Source organism: Pseudomonas sp. (assembly GCF_030683065.1).
Classification (GTDB): domain Bacteria; phylum Pseudomonadota; class Gammaproteobacteria; order Pseudomonadales; family Pseudomonadaceae; genus Aquipseudomonas.
Window position 1 is genome coordinate 1 of record NZ_JAUXMX010000039.1, and the last position, 17876, is coordinate 17876.

Annotated in this window: 15 protein-coding genes and 1 pseudogene; 5 read left to right on the forward strand and 11 right to left on the reverse strand. The window is 60.9% G+C overall.

Annotation, left to right across the window (positions count from 1 at the left end; translation table 11 throughout):
- Positions 1–139: 139 nt before the first annotated feature.
- From Q8K09_RS12735 to Q8K09_RS12750, 4 genes and pseudogenes are all read right to left on the reverse strand, one after another.
- Positions 140–1069: pseudogene (locus tag Q8K09_RS12735) on the reverse strand (polyamine ABC transporter substrate-binding protein); the annotation flags it as partial.
- Between the two features lie 158 nt (positions 1070–1227).
- Positions 1228–2601 carry an aspartate aminotransferase family protein gene (locus Q8K09_RS12740; RefSeq protein ID WP_305255341.1) on the reverse strand — a complete coding sequence of 458 codons (1374 nt, stop codon included), beginning with the start codon at positions 2599–2601 and terminating at the stop codon, positions 1228–1230.
- 60 nt (positions 2602–2661) lie between these two features.
- On the reverse strand, positions 2662–4020 hold the full coding sequence (locus tag Q8K09_RS12745) for a glutamine synthetase family protein (RefSeq protein ID WP_305255342.1): 1359 nt from the start codon (positions 4018–4020) through the stop codon (positions 2662–2664).
- 43 nt (positions 4021–4063) lie between these two features.
- Positions 4064–4816 (reverse strand): gamma-glutamyl-gamma-aminobutyrate hydrolase family protein, encoded by a 753-nt coding sequence (locus Q8K09_RS12750; protein WP_305255343.1) that lies wholly within the window; start codon positions 4814–4816, stop codon positions 4064–4066.
- A 278-nt stretch (positions 4817–5094) separates the two neighbouring features.
- Between Q8K09_RS12750 and Q8K09_RS12755 the strand changes: the two genes are divergently transcribed.
- The 5 genes from Q8K09_RS12755 (at position 5095) to mgtE (ending at position 11467) form a co-directional block, all read left to right on the forward strand.
- Positions 5095–6471 carry a glutamine synthetase family protein gene (locus Q8K09_RS12755; protein WP_305255344.1) on the forward strand — a complete coding sequence of 459 codons (1377 nt, stop codon included), beginning with the start codon at positions 5095–5097 and terminating at the stop codon, positions 6469–6471.
- A gap of 205 nt (positions 6472–6676) precedes the next feature.
- On the forward strand, positions 6677–7315 hold the full coding sequence (locus Q8K09_RS12760) for a TetR/AcrR family transcriptional regulator (protein WP_305255345.1): 639 nt from the start codon (positions 6677–6679) through the stop codon (positions 7313–7315).
- Positions 7316–7638: 323 nt separating this feature from the next.
- Entirely contained in the window at positions 7639–8520 is an 882-nt protein-coding gene (gene aguB / locus Q8K09_RS12765; protein WP_305255346.1) for an N-carbamoylputrescine amidase, read from the forward strand.
- Positions 8521–8607: 87 nt separating this feature from the next.
- Entirely contained in the window at positions 8608–9714 is a 1107-nt protein-coding gene (aguA, locus tag Q8K09_RS12770; protein ID WP_305255347.1) for an agmatine deiminase, read from the forward strand.
- 106 nt (positions 9715–9820) lie between these two features.
- Positions 9821–11467, forward strand: coding sequence for a magnesium transporter (gene mgtE / locus Q8K09_RS12775; RefSeq protein WP_305255348.1), 1647 nt, complete (start codon positions 9821–9823; stop codon positions 11465–11467).
- Between the two features lie 188 nt (positions 11468–11655).
- Here the strand turns inward: mgtE and Q8K09_RS12780 are convergent, their stop codons facing one another.
- From Q8K09_RS12780 to Q8K09_RS12810, 7 genes are all read right to left on the reverse strand, one after another.
- A complete protein-coding gene (locus tag Q8K09_RS12780) occupies positions 11656–13392 on the reverse strand; it encodes a SulP family inorganic anion transporter (protein WP_305255349.1) in 1737 nt (578 codons plus the stop codon).
- On the reverse strand, positions 13393–15135 hold the full coding sequence (locus Q8K09_RS12785; protein ID WP_305255350.1) for a bifunctional protein tyrosine phosphatase family protein/NAD(P)/FAD-dependent oxidoreductase: 1743 nt from the start codon (positions 15133–15135) through the stop codon (positions 13393–13395).
- 94 nt (positions 15136–15229) lie between these two features.
- A complete protein-coding gene (locus Q8K09_RS12790) occupies positions 15230–16093 on the reverse strand; it encodes an MBL fold metallo-hydrolase (protein WP_305255351.1) in 864 nt (287 codons plus the stop codon).
- A gap of 198 nt (positions 16094–16291) precedes the next feature.
- The gene (locus tag Q8K09_RS12795) at positions 16292–16480 is read right to left on the reverse strand and encodes a DUF2892 domain-containing protein (protein WP_305255352.1); all 189 of its coding nucleotides are present in this window, start codon (positions 16478–16480) and stop codon (positions 16292–16294) included.
- A gap of 14 nt (positions 16481–16494) precedes the next feature.
- A complete protein-coding gene (locus Q8K09_RS12800; RefSeq protein ID WP_305255353.1) occupies positions 16495–16914 on the reverse strand; it encodes a YeeE/YedE family protein in 420 nt (139 codons plus the stop codon).
- A gap of 2 nt (positions 16915–16916) precedes the next feature.
- On the reverse strand, positions 16917–17348 hold the full coding sequence (locus tag Q8K09_RS12805) for a YeeE/YedE family protein (RefSeq protein WP_305255354.1): 432 nt from the start codon (positions 17346–17348) through the stop codon (positions 16917–16919).
- Positions 17348–17671: a helix-turn-helix transcriptional regulator gene (locus Q8K09_RS12810; protein ID WP_305255355.1), complete on the reverse strand. Its 324-nt coding sequence runs from the start codon at positions 17669–17671 to the stop codon at positions 17348–17350. Before Q8K09_RS12810 ends, Q8K09_RS12805 begins: the two co-directional genes overlap by 1 nt.
- Positions 17672–17876 lie beyond the last annotated feature (205 nt).

Here is a 17876-nt window from a genome sequence, read left to right on the forward strand (position 1 = left end):
ATGAACCCTGCGAAACGCGCCACAAGGGCAAAACCATGCATTTGAAGGTGGCAAATGGCTTAGTTTTCGATTGAGACGCTGTTTTTTCGAGTTATTGAGGAAATCAGTCCGGGAAATGGCACTACTTCAGACCTTCCTTAGGGAACTGCACAACGTTGGTGATGTTAGCCATAACTTCTGGCTTCATCAGGTAGTTGAGGAACACGTGGGCGGCTTCGACGTTTTTCGCATCAGCCGGAATGGCCAACATATCGAAGAAGCTGCCAGCGCCTTCTTTCGGGATGCTGTAGGAGATGTTCACGCCATTCTTTGCTTCTTCAGCACGGGACTTGGACTGGTACAAGTCACCCGAGTAGCCGATGGCCACACAGATGTTGCCGTTGGCCAAGTCGCCGATGTACTTGGAGCTATGGAAGTAGGCGGTTGAGGAGCGAATAGACAGGAACAACTCTTCGGCTTTCTTCAGCTCGCCGGCATCGGTGCTGTCCGGCTTGAACCCCAGGTAGTTGAGGGCAGCAGGGAGAATTTCGGTCGGTGAATCAAGGAAGGACACGCCGCAATCTTTCAGCTTGGCAACGTTTTCCGGCTTAAACACCAAGTCCCAAGAGTCTACCGGGGCGTCGTCGCCCAGAGCGGCCTTAACCTTGTCGACGTTGTAACCAATACCGATAGTCCCCCACATGTAAGGAATCGAATACAGGTTACCTGGGTCGCTCGGGTCGAGGGCCTTGAGCAGGTTCTTGTCGAGGTTTCCCCAGTTTGGCAGCTTGGTTTTATCCAGCTTCTGGTAAACGCCGGCCTTAATCTGCTTGGCCAGGAATGGGTTGGACGGCACCACGATGTCGTAACCGGAGCTACCGGCCAGCAATTTGGCTTCCAGGGTTTCGTTGCTGTCAAAGACGTCGTAGACGACCTTGATGCCGGTTTCCTTCTGGAAGTTGTCGATGGTGTCTTCTGCGATGTAGTCGGACCAATTGTAAACGTACAGGACCTTATTATCCGCGTGTGCGGCACTCGTCACAGCCCCAGCAAGGGACAACGCGAGAAGGGTTTTGCCGAATGTTTTCATGCGTACAGCTCCTGTTGTTGTAGTCGTTTCCGGAAGATACGCAGCCATCTGCAACACCTTCCGGTGAGCCTGACCTACGCAGTGGCGCAGTCTGGCAAGGTCACACCCCGGTTGACAACATTCAGACGTAAGCATCTGAAACCAAAGAGTATTAATCCTTAAACCAGAACCTCTGCAGCGGTCAGGTCAAGGCATTTACGGGCCTTGTCCAGCAGTTCGTCGATTTCGGCCTTGCTGATCACCAGCGGTGGCGAAATGATCATGGTGTCGCCCACTGCACGCATGATCAAACCATTGGCAAAGCAATGACCGCGGCAAATCATGCCTACCCCGGACTCACTCGGGTAGCGCTCACGCGTGGCCTTGTTCTTCACCAGTTCGATCGCACCGAGCATACCGACGCCACGCACCTCACCCACCAAGGGGTGGTCAGCCAGCTCACGTAAACGCTTTTGCAAATAAGGTGCCGTTTCTGCCTTGACCCGCTCGATGATTTTTTCGTCGCGCAGAATACGGATGTTTTCCAGCGCCACTGCCGCCGCCACCGGGTGCCCGGAATAGGTGAAGCCGTGGTTGAAGTCACCGCCCTGGTTGAGCACTTCAACGATTTCGTCGCGCACTATCAGGCCGCCCATGGGAATGTAGCCGCTGGTCAGGCCCTTGGCGATGGTCATCATGTCCGGCGTATTGCCGTAGAAGTCGCTGCCGAACCATTCGCCGGTACGGCCGAAACCACAGATCACTTCGTCGGCAACGAACAGAATGTCGTACTTGGCGAGAATCTCGCGAATCCGCGGCCAGTAGCTGTCTGGCGGGATGATCACGCCACCCGCGCCCTGAATCGGCTCGGCGATAAAGGCGGCGACGTTGTCCTCGCCGACCTCGAGAATCTTCTTCTCCAACTGGTCAGCAGCCCAGATGCCAAACGCCTCAGGGCTCATATCGCCGCCTTCGCCAAACCAGTAAGGCTGGGGAATGTGCTCGATACCCGGAATCGGCAAGTCGCCTTGCTCATGCATGAACTTCATGCCGCCCAGGCTCGCGCCGGCCACGGTGGAACCGTGGTAACCGTTGATGCGGCTAATGATGACTTTCTTGCTTGGCTGGCCCTTGATCGCCCAATAATGGCGCACCATGCGCAGCATGGTGTCATTGCCTTCGGAACCCGAACCGGTGAAGAACACATGATTCATGCCCGCGGGGGCGATCTCGGCGAGGGTCTTGGCCAGTTCCAGCACCGGCGGGTGAGCGGTCTGGAAGAACAGGTTGTAGAAAGGCAGCTGTTTCATCTGCTTGCTGGCTGCATCGGCTAACTCGTCACGACCATAACCGATGGCCACACACCAGAGACCCGCCATGCCGTCGAGGATCTTGTTGCCTTCGCTGTCCCATAAATAGACGCCATCAGCCTTGGTGATGATGCGCGGGCCGCTCAGCGCCAACTCTTTGAAGTCGCTGAACGGTGCCAGATGATGGTCACGGCTCATTGCCTGCCACTCAAGAGTTTGCGGGTTGCTTGCTTGCTTAGTCATATCCACCTCAAAAATGTACGCCATCCGCGGGTGCCGCAGGCTGATCCGACACCTGTTCGATCAGACTGAGAGCAACAGGAACTCGCGTTCCCAGGAGCTGATCACGCGCTTGAAGTTTTCGTGCTCGGCACGCTTGACCGCCACGTAACCACGCATGAATTTTTCACCCAGGTATTCTTCCGCCGCCTTGCAGGCCTCCATCCGCTCCAGCGCGTGCTCGATGGTGATCGGCAGACGCAGGTTACGCCGCTCGTAACCACGCCCTTTGACCGGCGCGCCAGGCTCAAGCTGCTCCACCATGCCCATGTAGCCACACAGCAGCGAGGCGGCCAGCACCAGGTAGGGGTTGGCATCGGCACCGGCCAGACGGTTTTCCACACGGCGATTCTGCGGCGTAGCTTCCGGTACGCGCAGGCCCACGGTGCGGTTCTCTTCGCCCCACTCGACGTTCACCGGCGCCGAGGTATCCGGCAGGAAGCGGCGGAACGAGTTGACGTTGGGCGCAAACAGCGGCAACAACTCGGGAATGTATTTCTGCAAGCCGCCAATGTGCTGCATAAACAGTTCGCTCATGCTGCCATCGGCATTGGAGAACAGGTTCTCCCCGGTTTTGATATCCACCACACTCTGGTGAATGTGCATGGCGCTGCCCGGCTGGTCGGTGATCGGCTTGGCCATGAAGGTCGCCGCCACATCATGCTTGAGCGCCGCTTCGCGCATGGTGCGCTTGAACACGGTGATCTGGTCAGCCAGGTGCAAGGCTTCGCCATGCCGGAAGTTGATTTCCATCTGCGCCGGGCCGTCTTCGTGGATCAGCGTGTCGAGGTCCAGGCCCTGGATTTCGCACCAGTCGTAGACATCTTCGAACAGCGGGTCGAATTCGTTGGCGGCATCAATGGAGAACGACTGACGCCCGACCTCGGGACGGCCAGAGCGACCCATGGGTGCTTCCAGCGGGAAGTCCGGGTCGCTACAACGCTTGGTCAGGTAGAACTCCATTTCCGGTGCGACGATTGGCTTCCAGCCCTTGTCGGCATACAGCTTGAGTACATTCTTGAGGATGTTGCGCGGCGACAGTTCGATCGGGTTGCCCTGCTTGTCGAACGTGTCGTGGATGACCATGGCGGTCGGCTCGATGGCCCACGGCACCAGGAACACTGCGTTTTCATCCGGACGACAGAACATGTCGATGTCTGCTTCATCCAGCAGGGCGTAGTAGATGTCGTCCTCGACGTAGTCGCCGGTAACGGTCTGCAACAGCACACTCTCGGGGAGGCGCATGCCCTTCTCGTCGAGGAACTTATTGGTCGGCGAAATCTTGCCCCGGGCAATGCCGGTGAGATCGCTGATCATGCATTCAACTTCGGTGATTTTGCGTTCTTTCAGCCAGCTCGAAAGCTGGTCTAGTTTGGTGCTCATAGAGACCTCAGGATTGATGAGAGCCGACTTATATATAGTCGGTTCAACGTTGCCCCGCCCTCTTCCTGCAAGCCTCACCAAAGGCCTGGAAGATGGCGAGATAATTCGGGTTGGAGCGTACCTGCCATTCGGGGTGCCATTGCACCCCCAATGCGAAGCTTTTGGCTTCGATGACGGAGAAGGCTTCGATCAACCCGTCAGGCGCCAGCGCTTCGACGCGAAGGCCCGGCGCCAGGCGCTCAACGCCCTGACCATGAATAGAGTTGACGGCAATTTCGCTCGGCAAGCCAAGGCCGGCGAGAATGCCTCCTGGCTGCACCCGCAGAGGATGGCGGGGCGCATATTGCACATCGAGGGATTCAGCCGCCTGCTCGCGGTGGTCGAGCATGCCAGGAACCTCATGCACTTTCTGGTGCAGGGTGCCACCGAAGGCCACATTCATCTCCTGAAAACCGCGACAGATGCCGAGCACGGGGACGCCGGCCTCGATTGCCCGGCGGATCAGCGGCAACGTGGTGCGGTCACGCTCGGGATCATGCGGTGTTCCGGCCGCGCTGGCCGAGCCGCTATACTGATGAGGTTCGATATTTGTCGGCGAGCCGGTGAACAGCAAACCGTGCAGATTATCGAGCAGGGTCGCCTGATCGATCAATTCGCCCAGCGCCGGAATGATCAGCGGCAAACCGCCCGCACCAATCGCAACTGCACGAACGTATTTGTCACCTGTTATATGGTGAAGATGTAGACCGACCTGTTTAGAGCAGGCGGTGACGCCGATCAACGGCAGGCGTGACATGAGGCACCCATTTTATTGCTGTTAGTGGGGTTCAAACCGAGCTTAGCCTTGTTCATTTTTTTACACAATAGCCATGTAAAAAATTGAACACACCCCAATGAGCACCGCGCCAGGCAAGGCCCCGAGCGGGGTTGGACTGCCCTGTAACGCCCTAATAGTGGCCACGACGCGCTTTTTTAGGGCAAAATAAACCACCCTTGACAGGCGCCAAGGTTTAAGATTGACTCAACTCATCGCTGTTTAATGATTGATATTTTTAACAATAAAGGTGTTGCATCATGTCGGTACCCCCGCGTGCCGTTCAGCTTAACGAAGCGAACGCGTTCCTTAAGAAACATCCTGAGGTCCTGTTCGTCGACCTTCTTATTGCCGATATGAATGGCGTGGTGCGCGGCAAGCGCATCGAGCGTGCCAGCTTGCACAAGGTTTACGAGCGCGGCATCAACCTCCCGGCGTCCTTATTCGCTCTGGATATCAACGGTTCGACAGTCGAAAGCACTGGCTTGGGCCTGGATATCGGCGATGCCGATCGTATCTGCTACCCCATCCCCAACACCCTGTGCAATGAACCTTGGCAGAAGCGCCCTACCGCGCAACTGTTGATGACCATGCACGAAATGGAAGGCGAGCCGTTCTTTGCCGACCCACGGGAAGTGTTGCGCCAGGTGGTTGCGAAGTTCGACGAACTGGGCCTTACCATTTGTGCCGCTTTCGAACTTGAGTTCTACCTGATCGATCAGGCCAATGTGAACGGCCGCCCACAGCCGCCACTGTCGCCGCTGTCGGGCAAGCGTCCGCATTCGACTCAGGTTTACCTGATCGACGACCTCGACGAATACGCCGAATGCCTGCAGGACATCCTCGAAGGTGCCAAGGAGCAAGGCATCCCGGCCGATGCCATCGTCAAGGAAAGTGCCCCGGCGCAGTTCGAGGTCAACCTGCACCACGTCGCCGACCCGATCAAGGCCTGCGACTACGCGCTGCTGCTCAAGCGCCTGGTGAAAAACATCGCCTACGACCATGAGATGGACACCACCTTCATGGCCAAGCCTTACCCCAATCAGGCGGGCAACGGGCTGCACGTGCACATCTCGATCCTCGACAAGGACGGCAAGAATATTTTTGCCTGCGAAGATCCAGAGCAGAACGATGCCCTGCGCCATGCCATTGGTGGCGTGCTGGAAACCATGCCGGCATCGATGGCCTTCCTCTGCCCGAACGTCAATTCGTACCGCCGCTTTGGCGCGCAATACTACGTGCCGAACTCGCCGTGCTGGGGTATCGACAACCGTACCGTAGCCCTGCGCGTACCCAACGACACGGCCGATGCCGTACGCATCGAACACCGGGTCGCGGGGGCGGATGCCAACCCCTACTTGCTGCTTTCGGCAGTGCTGGCAGGCGTGCACCACGGCCTGACCAACAAGATTGAGCCCAGCGCACCGGTAGAAGGCAACTCCTACGAGCAGAACGAGCAGAGCCTGCCAAACAACCTGCGCGACGCCCTGCGCGAGTTGGACGACAGCGAGATCCTGGCGCGCTATATCGACCCGAAATACATCGATATTTTCGTCGCCTGTAAGGAAAGCGAGCTGGCCGAGTTCGAGAACTCGATCTCCGATCTCGAATACAACTGGTACCTGCACACTGTGTAAGCACTCCCCGACGCCGGCCATGCCGGCGTCGTTGTATTCAGAATAGCCCCCTCCCTAACGCAAGCCTGCGCCGGGTCAGTACTGCGCAGAACTCAGCCAGCCGGTAAAGCCTTCCGCGATGGCGACCACCACAACCCACCCAGCCGACTTGCCTGCACACCTCCGGCTAGCGTCCAATAGCGCGTCCCTTGCCGAGATCAGCGCCATGCAGCGAACCGCCACCGCCCGCAAACCCCGCGCCAGCAGCCAGGCACGGATTGCCGTGATCCTCAGCGCCGCCCGCACGCTGCTCGCAGAACAAGGCGTGGCCAGCCTGTCGATCTATAGTGTGGCCGAGCGCGCGGCCATTCCGGCGTCATCGGTTTACCACTTCTTCGCCAGCGTACCGGCGCTGCTCGAAGGCTTGACTGCCGATATCCACGCCGCCTTTCGCGCCAGCCTGCAGGCCCCCATCAGCCATGCAGAACTGCGCAGCTGGCGCGACCTGTCGTGCATTGTCGAGCAGCGCATGCTGGCGATCTACGCCAGTGACGCTGCCGCACGCCAGTTGATCCTCACCCAGCATGGCCTGAGCGAGGTAACCCAAGCCGACCGCCAGCACGACCTCGAACTGGGGCGACTGATGCAAGCCCTTTTCGAGCGGCATTTCGACCTGCCCACCCTGCCGGAGGATGTCGATGTGTTCGCCCTGGCCATGGAACTGGGCGACCGCGTCTACGCCCGCTCGGTGCAACTGCACGGCAGCATCACCCCGCGCCTGGCCGAAGAAGGCATGCGCGTATTCGACGCCTACCTGGGCCTGTACCTGCCGCCTTACCTGCCGAAACGCGGTACCGCGTTGTAGCCAGCGGCACCCACTCGTAGCCCGGATGCAATCCGGGGAATTCGCCAGGCAGACGACAGCTCCCGGATTGCATCCGGGCTACGAAGCAGGCCTACCATGCGTCATGTGTCCCCGCGACTACCAGGGCCCTCCGAGAGCCACACCCATCATTGCAGATATTTATCTGCAATCTAATCAATAAAAACCTAATCGGAGAAAATTAAAGCTTTAAAAACGGATTTTTATCGACTATAAAGTCAAATAATCGCCCACTGACACGGCGTCGTCATCGGTCGTCTGCTAGCGTGTAACGACCGCCGTCCATTGCTCCTACGAGGTGTTCCATGTCCCGCACCGTTACCGTCGCCGCCACCCAGATGGCTTGTTCCTGGGATCGCGCCGCCAACATCGCCAATGCCGAGAAACTGGTGCGCCAGGCTGCGGCCAAGGGCGCGCAGATCATCCTGATCCAGGAATTGTTCGAGACCCCGTACTTCTGTCAAAAGCCCAACCCGGACTACCTGCAACTGGCCACGACACTGGAAGCCAACGAGGCCATCGCCCACTTCCAGAAGGTCGCCAAGGAGCTGCAGGTGGTGCTGCCGATCAGCTTCTTCGAACTGGCCGGCCGGGCACGCTTCAACAGCATCGCGATCATCGATGCCGACGGCACTAACCTGGGGATTTATCGGAAAAGCCATATCCCGGACGGCCCCGGCTACCACGAGAAGTATTACTTCAACCCGGGCGATACCGGCTTCAAGGTGTGGAACACCCGCTACGCCAAGATCGGCGTAGGCATCTGCTGGGACCAGTGGTTTCCCGAGTGCGCGCGCAGCATGGCCCTGCTCGGCGCCGAGATTCTGTTCTACCCGACCGCCATCGGTACCGAGCCGCATGACCCGACCATCAGCTCGCGCGACCATTGGCAGCGCGTGCAACAGGGCCACGCCGGCGCCAACCTGATGCCGCTGGTGGCGAGCAACCGCATCGGTCGCGAAGACCAGGACGATTACCACATCAACTTCTATGGCTCCTCGTTTATCGCCGACCAGTTCGGCGCCAAGGTCGAAGAGCTGGGCGAGACCGAGGAAGGTGTGCTGGTGCACAGCTTCGACCTCGACCAACTGGAGCATATCCGCAGCGCCTGGGGCAGCTTCCGCGACCGCCGGCCTAACCTCTACGGGCCGATCAAGACCCTGGACGGCGAAACACCGTCGGAATAACTGCGCGTAACGGGTAGGGTGCGCCGCGCGCACCTTGCCACCTAGCCCCTTCGCTGGTGCGCATGGCGCACCCTACGGAACCGAGACATGACCACTCTCACCAGCACACCTCGCACTGACGGCTTCCGCATGCCGGCCGAGTGGGAACCCCATAGCCAGACCTGGATGGTCTGGCCCGAGCGCCCAGACAACTGGCGCCTCGGCGGCAAACCGGCGCAGATCGCTTTCACTGCCGTGGCCAAGGCCATCGCCGAATTCGAGCCGGTAACCGTTTGCGTCAGCGCCGGTCAGTACGAAAACGCCCACGCCCGTCTCGACCACAACAATATCCGCGTGCTCGAAATGAGCAGCGACGATGCCTGGGTACGCGATACAGGGCCGACCTTCGTCACTAACTCGCATGGTGAAGTGCGCGGCGTCGACTGGGCCTTCAATGCCTGGGGCGGCCTCGACGGCGGCTTGTACTTCCCGTGGAGCCGCGACGACCAGGTGGCGCGCAAGCTCCTCGAGGTCGAAGGTTGCGCGCGCTATCGCACTGAAGGTTTCATCCTCGAAGGCGGCTCGATCCACGTCGACGGCGAAGGCACCCTGATCACCACCGAGGAATGCCTGCTCAATCGCAATCGCAACCCGCACCTAAGCCGCGAGGCGATCGAAGACGTCCTGCGTACACACCTTGCGGTCGACACGGTGATCTGGCTGCCGGACGGCCTGTTCAATGACGAAACCGACGGCCACGTCGACAACTTCTGCTGCTATGTGCGCCCCGGAGAAGTACTGCTGGCCTGGACCGACGACCCGCAAAACCCCAACTACCCACGCTGCCAGGCGGCCATGCAGGTACTCGAGCACGCGCGCGATGCCAAAGGCCGTCAGTTGATCGTGCACAAGATGCCAATTCCCGGCCCGCTGCATGCCACTGCAGAGGAGTGCGCGGGGGTCGATCTGGTCGCAGGCAGCCAGCAACGCAGCCCGGACGTGCGCCTGGCCGGCTCCTACGTCAACTTCCTGATCGTTAACGGCGGCATCATTGCACCGAGCTTCGACGACCCCTTGGACGAGGAAGCCCGCAGCATCCTTACGCGCGTGTTTCCCGAGCACCGCATCGTATTGGTGCCCGGCCGCGAGATCCTGCTCGGCGGCGGCAACATCCACTGCATCACCCAGCAGCAACCCGCGCCGCAACGTACCTGATCCGCGAGCGCCGGACCCTCGCCGGCCTCCATCTAGCTGTGCGCAGGTGAGGGGCAGCGCGGGTTAGTCACCCGGCGACAGCCCTGCTGGTGTTATTCTGACGGCCATGAATCCGAGCAAACCCAACCCTGAGTTCAGTGACGAGCAGCACACTCGAACTGAAAGCGAATACATTATCCAGGCCCTCAACGCCGGGAAGAACAAGCGTGCGCGCAAGCTACTGGGCCGCATGCACCCAGCCAAGATTGCGGCCATGTTCGAGATGCTCGACACCGAGCAGCGCATGGCGCTGTGGCAGCAGATCGACCCTGCACTCGAAGGCCGTATCCTGCCCCACCTCAGCCTCGAACTGATCGGCCAGCTGGCTGGTGACTCCGCGGACACGACCTATGCCAGGCCTGAACAGGAGTCCGCGTCAAGCACGGCCAACCACCTGGAAGCGGTGCGCGATGCCCTGAACCTGAAGAAGCTCAAGCGTGTCGGCAGGATTTTGCACCGCATGCACCCGGCCAAGATCGCCGGGCTGCTCGAAGCGCTGCCGCCACAGGAACGGCGCAGCGTATGGAGCATGGTCGACACCGAGCGAGCCGGCAAAGTCCTGACCTACCTGCACGATGAAATACGCGTCGCACTGGCCCTGGACCTGGATATCGAGGACCTGATCGCCTCGGCCGAACATCTCGAACTCGATGACCGGGTCGACCTGATCCAGACCCTGCCTAGCGAGTTGGGCAACAGGCTGTTGTTCGCCAGCAGCGCCAGCCAGCGCAAACAGCTCGAGTCGATGCTCTCCTATCCCGAGGACTCGGCCGGCGGCTTGATGAACGCCGACGCCATCCAGATCCGTGCCGATGTCAAAGTCAGCACGGTGCTGCGCTATCTGCGCCTGCTGGAAAAACTGCCGCCGCAAACCGACATGCTGATGGTGGTCGACCGCAAAGGCCATTACCAGGGCGGCCTACGCCTGAGTAACCTGGTCACTGCAGACTTGGGCCGCCCGGTGGCCGAACTGATCGACCGCGACATCGCGGGCATCGCAGTGACCCGTAAAGCCAGCGACGTCGCCCGGCTGTTCCAGGACCTCGACCTGCTCTCCGCCCCGGTAGTGGATGAGCACAACCGGGTGATCGGCCGCATCACCATCGATGACGTGGTCGACCTGATTCGTGAAGATTCGGATCGCGCCCTGATGCAGATGGCCGGTCTCGATGACGAAGCCGACATGTTCGCTCCGGTGCTGGTCAGTTCGCGCCGCCGCGCGGTATGGCTAGGCATCAACCTGATCACCGCCTTCAGTGCCGCCTGGGTGATCGGTCTGTTTCAGGCCACTCTGGAGCAACTGGTGGCTCTCGCCGTGCTGATGCCCATCGTGGCGAGCATGGGCGGCATCGCCGGCAGCCAGACCCTGACCTTGATGATTCGCGGCCTGGCCTTGGGCCAGGTGCAGAAAGGCAACATCCGCATCCTGCTCAACCGCGAGCTGGGCATCTCCATCCTCAACGGCCTGCTGTGGTCGGTGGTGATCGCCTTGCTCGCCGTGCTCTGGTTCGGCGACTGGGGCATAGGTGCAGTACTCGGCGCCGCCATCCTAGTCAACCTGCTGTGCGCAGCGCTGGCCGGTTGGGGCATCCCGCTGATCCTCGAGCGCATGGGCATCGACCCAGCGCTGGCCGGCAGCGTGATCCTGACTACCGTGACCGATGTCGTCGGCTTTTTCGCCTTCCTCGGCCTGGCCACGCTGTTGTTGCTGTAGCTGACGCAGAGGCTGTGAACAGCGAGACCGCCTCCAGGCGCCCAACGCGTAGCCCGGATGCAATCCGGGAAAGTCTGGCGCCTGAATGACCGCTCCCGGATTGCATCCGGGCTACAAAAGAATTCGGCTCACTTTCCTTACCTTCGTAGCGTCGCAGTAGGCGGGAGCTTTTTCACAAGCTCTCCGCACTACCCCTGCGCCAGGGCGCGCCGCGTGCTCAGCGGGTCGAGCATGCGCAGTGCCTGGTACTGGCTGACGAATACCTGCCCACCAAAGTGTTCGAGAAAGTCCGAACGGCGCAGCTGATCCATCACCGGCCCCTTCACTTCCGACAGGTGCAACTGCACCCCGGCCGCATGCAGGCGCTCGACGATGGCTTCCAGGCTTTCCAAGGCGCTGGCATCGATCAGGTTGACCCCCGGACACATCAGCACCAGATGGCGGACCTGCGGTCGTGCGGCGATCAGCTCGCCAATACGCTCTTCGAGAAAGCGCGCATTGGGAAAATACAAACTTTCGTCGACCCGCAGCGACAGCACGCTGGGGCTTTCCACCACGGCAAAACGTTCGATGTTGCGAAAGTGCTCGCTGCCCGGCACCTGCCCTACCACCGCCACATGTGGGCGGCTGGTGCGCCAGAGAAACAGCAACAGCGACAGACCGACCCCCATCAGGATGCCCACCTCGACACCGAGCAGCAGCACCCCGCCAAGGGTTGCCGCCTGGGCCGCACCGTCCTGGCGAGAATAGCGCCAGGTGCGGCCCAGGGCCTTGAGATCGACCAGGCTGAGCACCGCGATGATAATGGTCGCGGCCAGCACCGCCTGCGGCAAATTGTGCAGCAGCGGGGTCAATAGCAGCACGCTGAGGGCAATACCGGCGGCAGTCAGCACCCCGGCCATGGGCGTCTGCGCCCCGGCATCGAAGTTGACCACCGAGCGGGCAAAGCCGCCGGTAACCGGAAAACCACCGCTAAAGGCCGCCGCCAGGTTGGCGCCGCCCAGCCCTAACAGTTCGTTGTCCGGCTCGATGCGCTGACGGCGCTTGGCCGCCAGGGTCTGCGCCACCGACACCGACTCGACGAAGCCAACCAGGCTGATCAACAGCGCCGCCGGCAATAGCTGCAGGGCCAGACTGTAGTCCATGGTTGGCAGGCTCAGCCCCGGCAACCCCTGGGGCACCATGCCGACGACCTTGACCCCAGCCTGCTCCAGTTGCAGCAGACTGACCGCCAGAATGGCAACGATGATTGCCAGCACCGGCCCGGCCTTGGCCAGGTTGCCAGCCATGCCGGCGCCCAGGCCCAGACGCATCAACAAGGGCTTGAGCTGGCCACGCACCCACCAGAGAAACAACAAGCTGCAGGCGCCGATCAACAGGGTCGGGCCGTGTACCGCCGGCAGGTTGTGCAGCAATGCCGGCAACAGTTGCTGCAGGTTCTCGCCAGAGGCGGAAATACCGAAGATATGCTTGAGCTGGCCGACCGCGATCAGAATCCCGGAAGCGCTGATAAAACCGGAAATCACCGGATGGCTGAGAAAATTGGCAACAAAGCCCAGGCGCAACAGGGCCATGCCAGCCAGCATCACCCCGGACAGCAGCGCCAGCAGCATGGCCGCGCCAACATACTCGGCACTGCCTGCTGGGAATAATGGCCCCAGGGCGGCAGCGGTCATCAGCGACACCACCGCCACCGGGCCGACCGCCAGGGTGCGACTGGAACCAAACAGGGCGTAAGCCAGCAGCGGCAAGATGCTGGCATACAATCCAGTTACCGGCGGCAGGCCGGCGAGCATGGCGTAGGCCAGGCTCTGCGGAATCAGCATCAGGGTGACGATCAGCGCCGCCAGGCCATCCTGCGCGGCGGTGGCGCGGTTGTAACGCCGCCCCCAGTCGAGGCAAGGCAGCCAGCGGCGCAGGTTCATTTATTTCTTCTCCTGTTCGAAGTTGCAGGCGGCCGGCGCGTCCACCGGCAAGGGATCGTGCGGCAGGCGCTTGGGCGCGGCCAGCCATTCGTGGCCACGCAGCATCAAGTCGAAATAGATCTTCGGCATCAGCTTGACCTTCAACTCCCAGGCTAGCCAGCGCGGCACCGTCGGGTCGAGGGGGAAGGTCGGCAGCAACTTGCCACCATAACCGAACTCGGCCAGCACCACCTTGCCCCGCTCCACCGTCAGCGGGCAGGAACCATAGCCATCGTAGAGCGCACGCGGACCACGCCCGGCAAGCACAGCGAGGACGTTCTCGGCCACCACCGGCGCCTGCTTGCGCACCGCCGCGGCGGTCTTGGCATTGGGCGCAGCGCACACATCGCCGAGACTGAAGATATTGCCGAAGCGCGGGTGACGCAGGGTTTCATGGTCGGCCTCGAGCCAGCCGTCGGCATTCGCCAGCGGGCTCTGGCGGATGAATTCGGGCGCCCGCTGCGGAGGTACTACGTGGAGGAAATCGAAATTTTTTTCCACCACGCTGACGTTCCCTTCAGCATCCACCTGCTTGAACCAGGCCTTGTGCGCCGGCCCATCGACCGCCGTCAGGGTGCTGCTGAAGTTGAGCTGCGCGCCATAGCGCTCGACATACTGCATCAGCGGCGGCACGAAGTCGGCGACGCCGAACAACACGGCTCCGGCCGTGCAAAACTCCACCTCGATATCCTGCAGCACACCTTGCTTCTGCCACCAGTCGCAGGACAGGTACATGGCCTTCTGCGGTGCGCCGGCACACTTGATCGGCATCGGTGGCTGGGTGAACAGCGCACGGCCGCGGCGCAAGCTCTGCACCAGTTGCCAGGTGTAGGGGGCCAACTCGAACTGGTAATTGGAGGTCACGCCATGCTTGCCCAGGGTGTCCTTCAGCCCTTCAATCCCATCCCAGTCAAGACTAAGACCCGGACAGACAATCAACGCGCGATAACCGACCCGGTTGCCGTCTTCCAGCACCACGCGCTGCTGCTCGGGTTCAAAGGCGGCCACCGCGGCGTGTAGCCACTGTGCACCATGGGGAATGCAGCGGGCCATCGGCCGTTCGGTCTGCGCGCGGTCGAACACCCCGGCACCAACCAGCGTCCAGCCCGGCTGGTAATAGTGCTGCTCACGCGGCTCGATCAACGCGATGCGCAACTGCGGATTGCGCCGCAGCAAGCTGGCAGTCACCGCACAGCCTGCCGCGCCAGCGCCCACCACCAGCACGTCGTAGCGCTGGGTGGGCGCCAGTGGGGCCGTGTCGGCGACGGCCTGCGACGCCTGCTGCCAACGCTGCTGCAAGCGCGGCAGCAGACCGGACAAATCATAACCAGCACCTTTGGCAGTGGCCAACAAGACCTCAGGGTCGAGGTGACGCGCCTCGCTCAGCGCCCACAGGCTGCTCGAGCGAGTACCGGTACGACAGAAAGCCAGGACCGGGCCGCGCACCTGTTCGAGCAACGCGGCGAAGGCCGCCACATCCTCCTCGCCGATTTGCCCGGAGATCACCGGCTGGTAGTGATAGTCCAGGCCGCTGGCGCGGGCCGTGGCTTCCATTTCAGCCGAGCTGGGCTGACCTTCGCCTTCGCCGTCTGGACGGTTGTTGATCACACTGCGAAACCCTGCTGCTGCCAGGGTGCCCATATCGCCGGGTTGTAACTGGGCCGCTACAGCAATGAACGGCGTCAAGCGCTTGAGCGAATCCATGAATGTCTCCTCAGAGGCTGGGGAAATATTGAGCACAACGCCAGCAACAGGCACCTGCAGGCGCTCGCGGCGGACGGGCACGACTCACAACCACTTAAAGTACGTCGAGGGGGATTTTCAGGTAGCGCATGCCATTGTCCTCGGCTGGCGGTAGCTGGCCGGCGCGCATGTTCACCTGCACCGACGGCAGGATCAGGGTCGGCATACCCAAGGTGGCGTCACGGGCACTACGCATGGCGACGAAATCATCCTCGCTGACCCCCTCGTGCACATGCACGTTGTGCGCGCGCTCCTCGGCCACCGTGGTTTGGTTGAGGAATTCCTCGCGCCCCGGCGCCTTGTAGTCATGGCACATGAACAGCCGGGTCGCGTCCGGCAACTCGAACAGTTTGCGAATCGAGCGGAACAGCACCCGCGCATCGCCACCGGGAAAGTCGCAACGGGCAGTACCGTAGTCGGGCATGAACAGGGTATCGCCGACAAAGGCAGCGTCGCCGATCACATAGGTCAGGCAGGCAGGCGTATGCCCGGGTGTATGCATGGCGCGGGCGTCGATGCTGCCAATCTGGAAGTGTTCGCCGTCAGTGAACAGGCGGTCGAACTGGCGGCCATCGGTGGCGAACTCCGGTCCGGCATTGAACAGCGTGCCGAACGTGTTCTGCACCACCGTGATCTGCTCGCCAATAGCCAACTGGCCGCCCAGCTCGCGCTTGAGGTAGAGCGCTGCAGACAGATGGTCGGCATGCACATGGGTTTCCAGCAACCAGTCAACCGTCAGGCCCTGCTCGCGCACATAGGCAATCAGGCGGTCGGCGTTATTGTGCGAGGTACGGCCTGAAGCAGGGTCGTAGTCGAGCACCGAGTCGACGATGGCGCAGCGCTGGGTCAGCGGGTCACTGACCACATAGCTGTAGGTGAAGGTGGCCGGATCAAAAAAAGCTTCTACGTGCGCGTTCATGCTGACGGTCCTCTTTTGATATACCCCTAGGGGTACTTAATTAAGGATTATCGTAACTGTTTTTTGATTCTATGCTTAGAACTATTAGTCATATAAGACTGCAGGCTACTTCCGCCCCACCCTATGCCCGCGATCGTCCCTCACCAACGACAACGGGCGCCCTAGAGGCGCCCGTCATGTCCGTACCGGCTAGCAGGCTCAGGTGCGCTTGCAGGTATTGATGCCCAGCAACGTATAAGCCGGGCACATACGGAATAGACCAGTGGCCAGCGGCACGACACCGATCCAGCCCCACAGGCCGACCATGCCGCTCAGGGTCAAGCCAATCAGAATCAAACCGGCGGCGATGCGCAGGCTACGGTCGATGCTGCCAACGTTGGTTTTCATGGTGATCTCCAGATTTAATGACTGCGCTGGCGTTCCAGCGCGGTGAACAACAGCATCCCGGCCAACATGGCCAGAACGAAAACGATGACCTGCCAATGGCCGCTAAGCAGCATCGCCAGCGCCGGCCCCGGACAAATCCCGGCAACGCCCCAGCCAATACCGAACAGCAGGCTGCCACCGATAAGACGCCGATCCAGCTCACGCTTGGCCGGTATTTGCATCGGCGCACCGAGCAACGATTGTCCGCGGCGCTTGGCCCAAGCCAACGGCCCCGCGGCAACCGCGATGGCGCCCACCATCACCAGGGCCAACGACGGATCCCAGGCACCCGCCAGATCAAGAAAACCCAATACCTTGGTCGGATTGGCCATACCCGCCAGCAACAAACCGATACCGAAGAGCAAGCCGGCCAGGAATGCAGTCAGTTTGCGCATGCTCACCCTCCCAACAGATGACGTAGAACAAAGACCGTGACGAAACCGGCCGCCATAAAAGCCAGCGTCGCCACCAGCGAACGCGGGGATAACCGGGAAACACCACACACGCCATGACCACTGGTACAACCGGAGCCATAGCGGGTACCCACACCCACCAGCAACCCGGCCACCAGCAAACCCAGCCAGCCACTCTGGAATTCGATTGCCGGGAGCACGCTGAACAGCCCCCAGAGCAGCGGCGCCAGCAGCAGACCGAGGAGGAACATGCCCTTCTCAGCCCGCCCCTCGCCGCCCTCTAGAACTGATCCGAGTAAACCGCTGATGCCCGCGATGCGGCCGTTGCACAGCACGAAAAGACTGGCCGCCAGACCGATAAGCGCCCCGCCCGCGAGCGAACTCCATGGGGTGAAATTCAACCAATCGATACTCATCACACCTCTCCTGCGCAGAACAACTGGTACAGCGTATTGATCACCGCCAAGGCGGCCGGGCTGCTGATCCGGTAGTGGATCAGCTTGCCTTCACGGCGAGTCTCCACCAGCCCTTCACGGCGCAATACCGCCAACTGCTGCGACAGCGTCGGCTGCTGGATACCGAGCAGGCTTTCCAGTTCGCTGACGTTGCGCTCGCCTTGCGAGAGCTGGCAGAGCAGTAACAGGCGGTCGGGGTTGGCCAGGGCCTTGAGCAACTGCCCCGCCGCATCGGCGTTGGCGCGCAACTGCTGGATATCGAGTGTCTGTTCGGAAGCGTTCATCAGCCAACCTTCAATTAACCTAAAAACAATATATTATTTTATATATTGTAATGCAAACAGAAATCGGCAACAGCTATCTCCGAGTGAGGTCTGGCATTGGCAATGCCACCCGCAATAGAAACCCCGGATGGCACATCAGCCCTCGTGGGATGGCGTTGAGCACAGCGATACCCATCAACCGCGCTATGCCTGTGCTCGGCGCCGT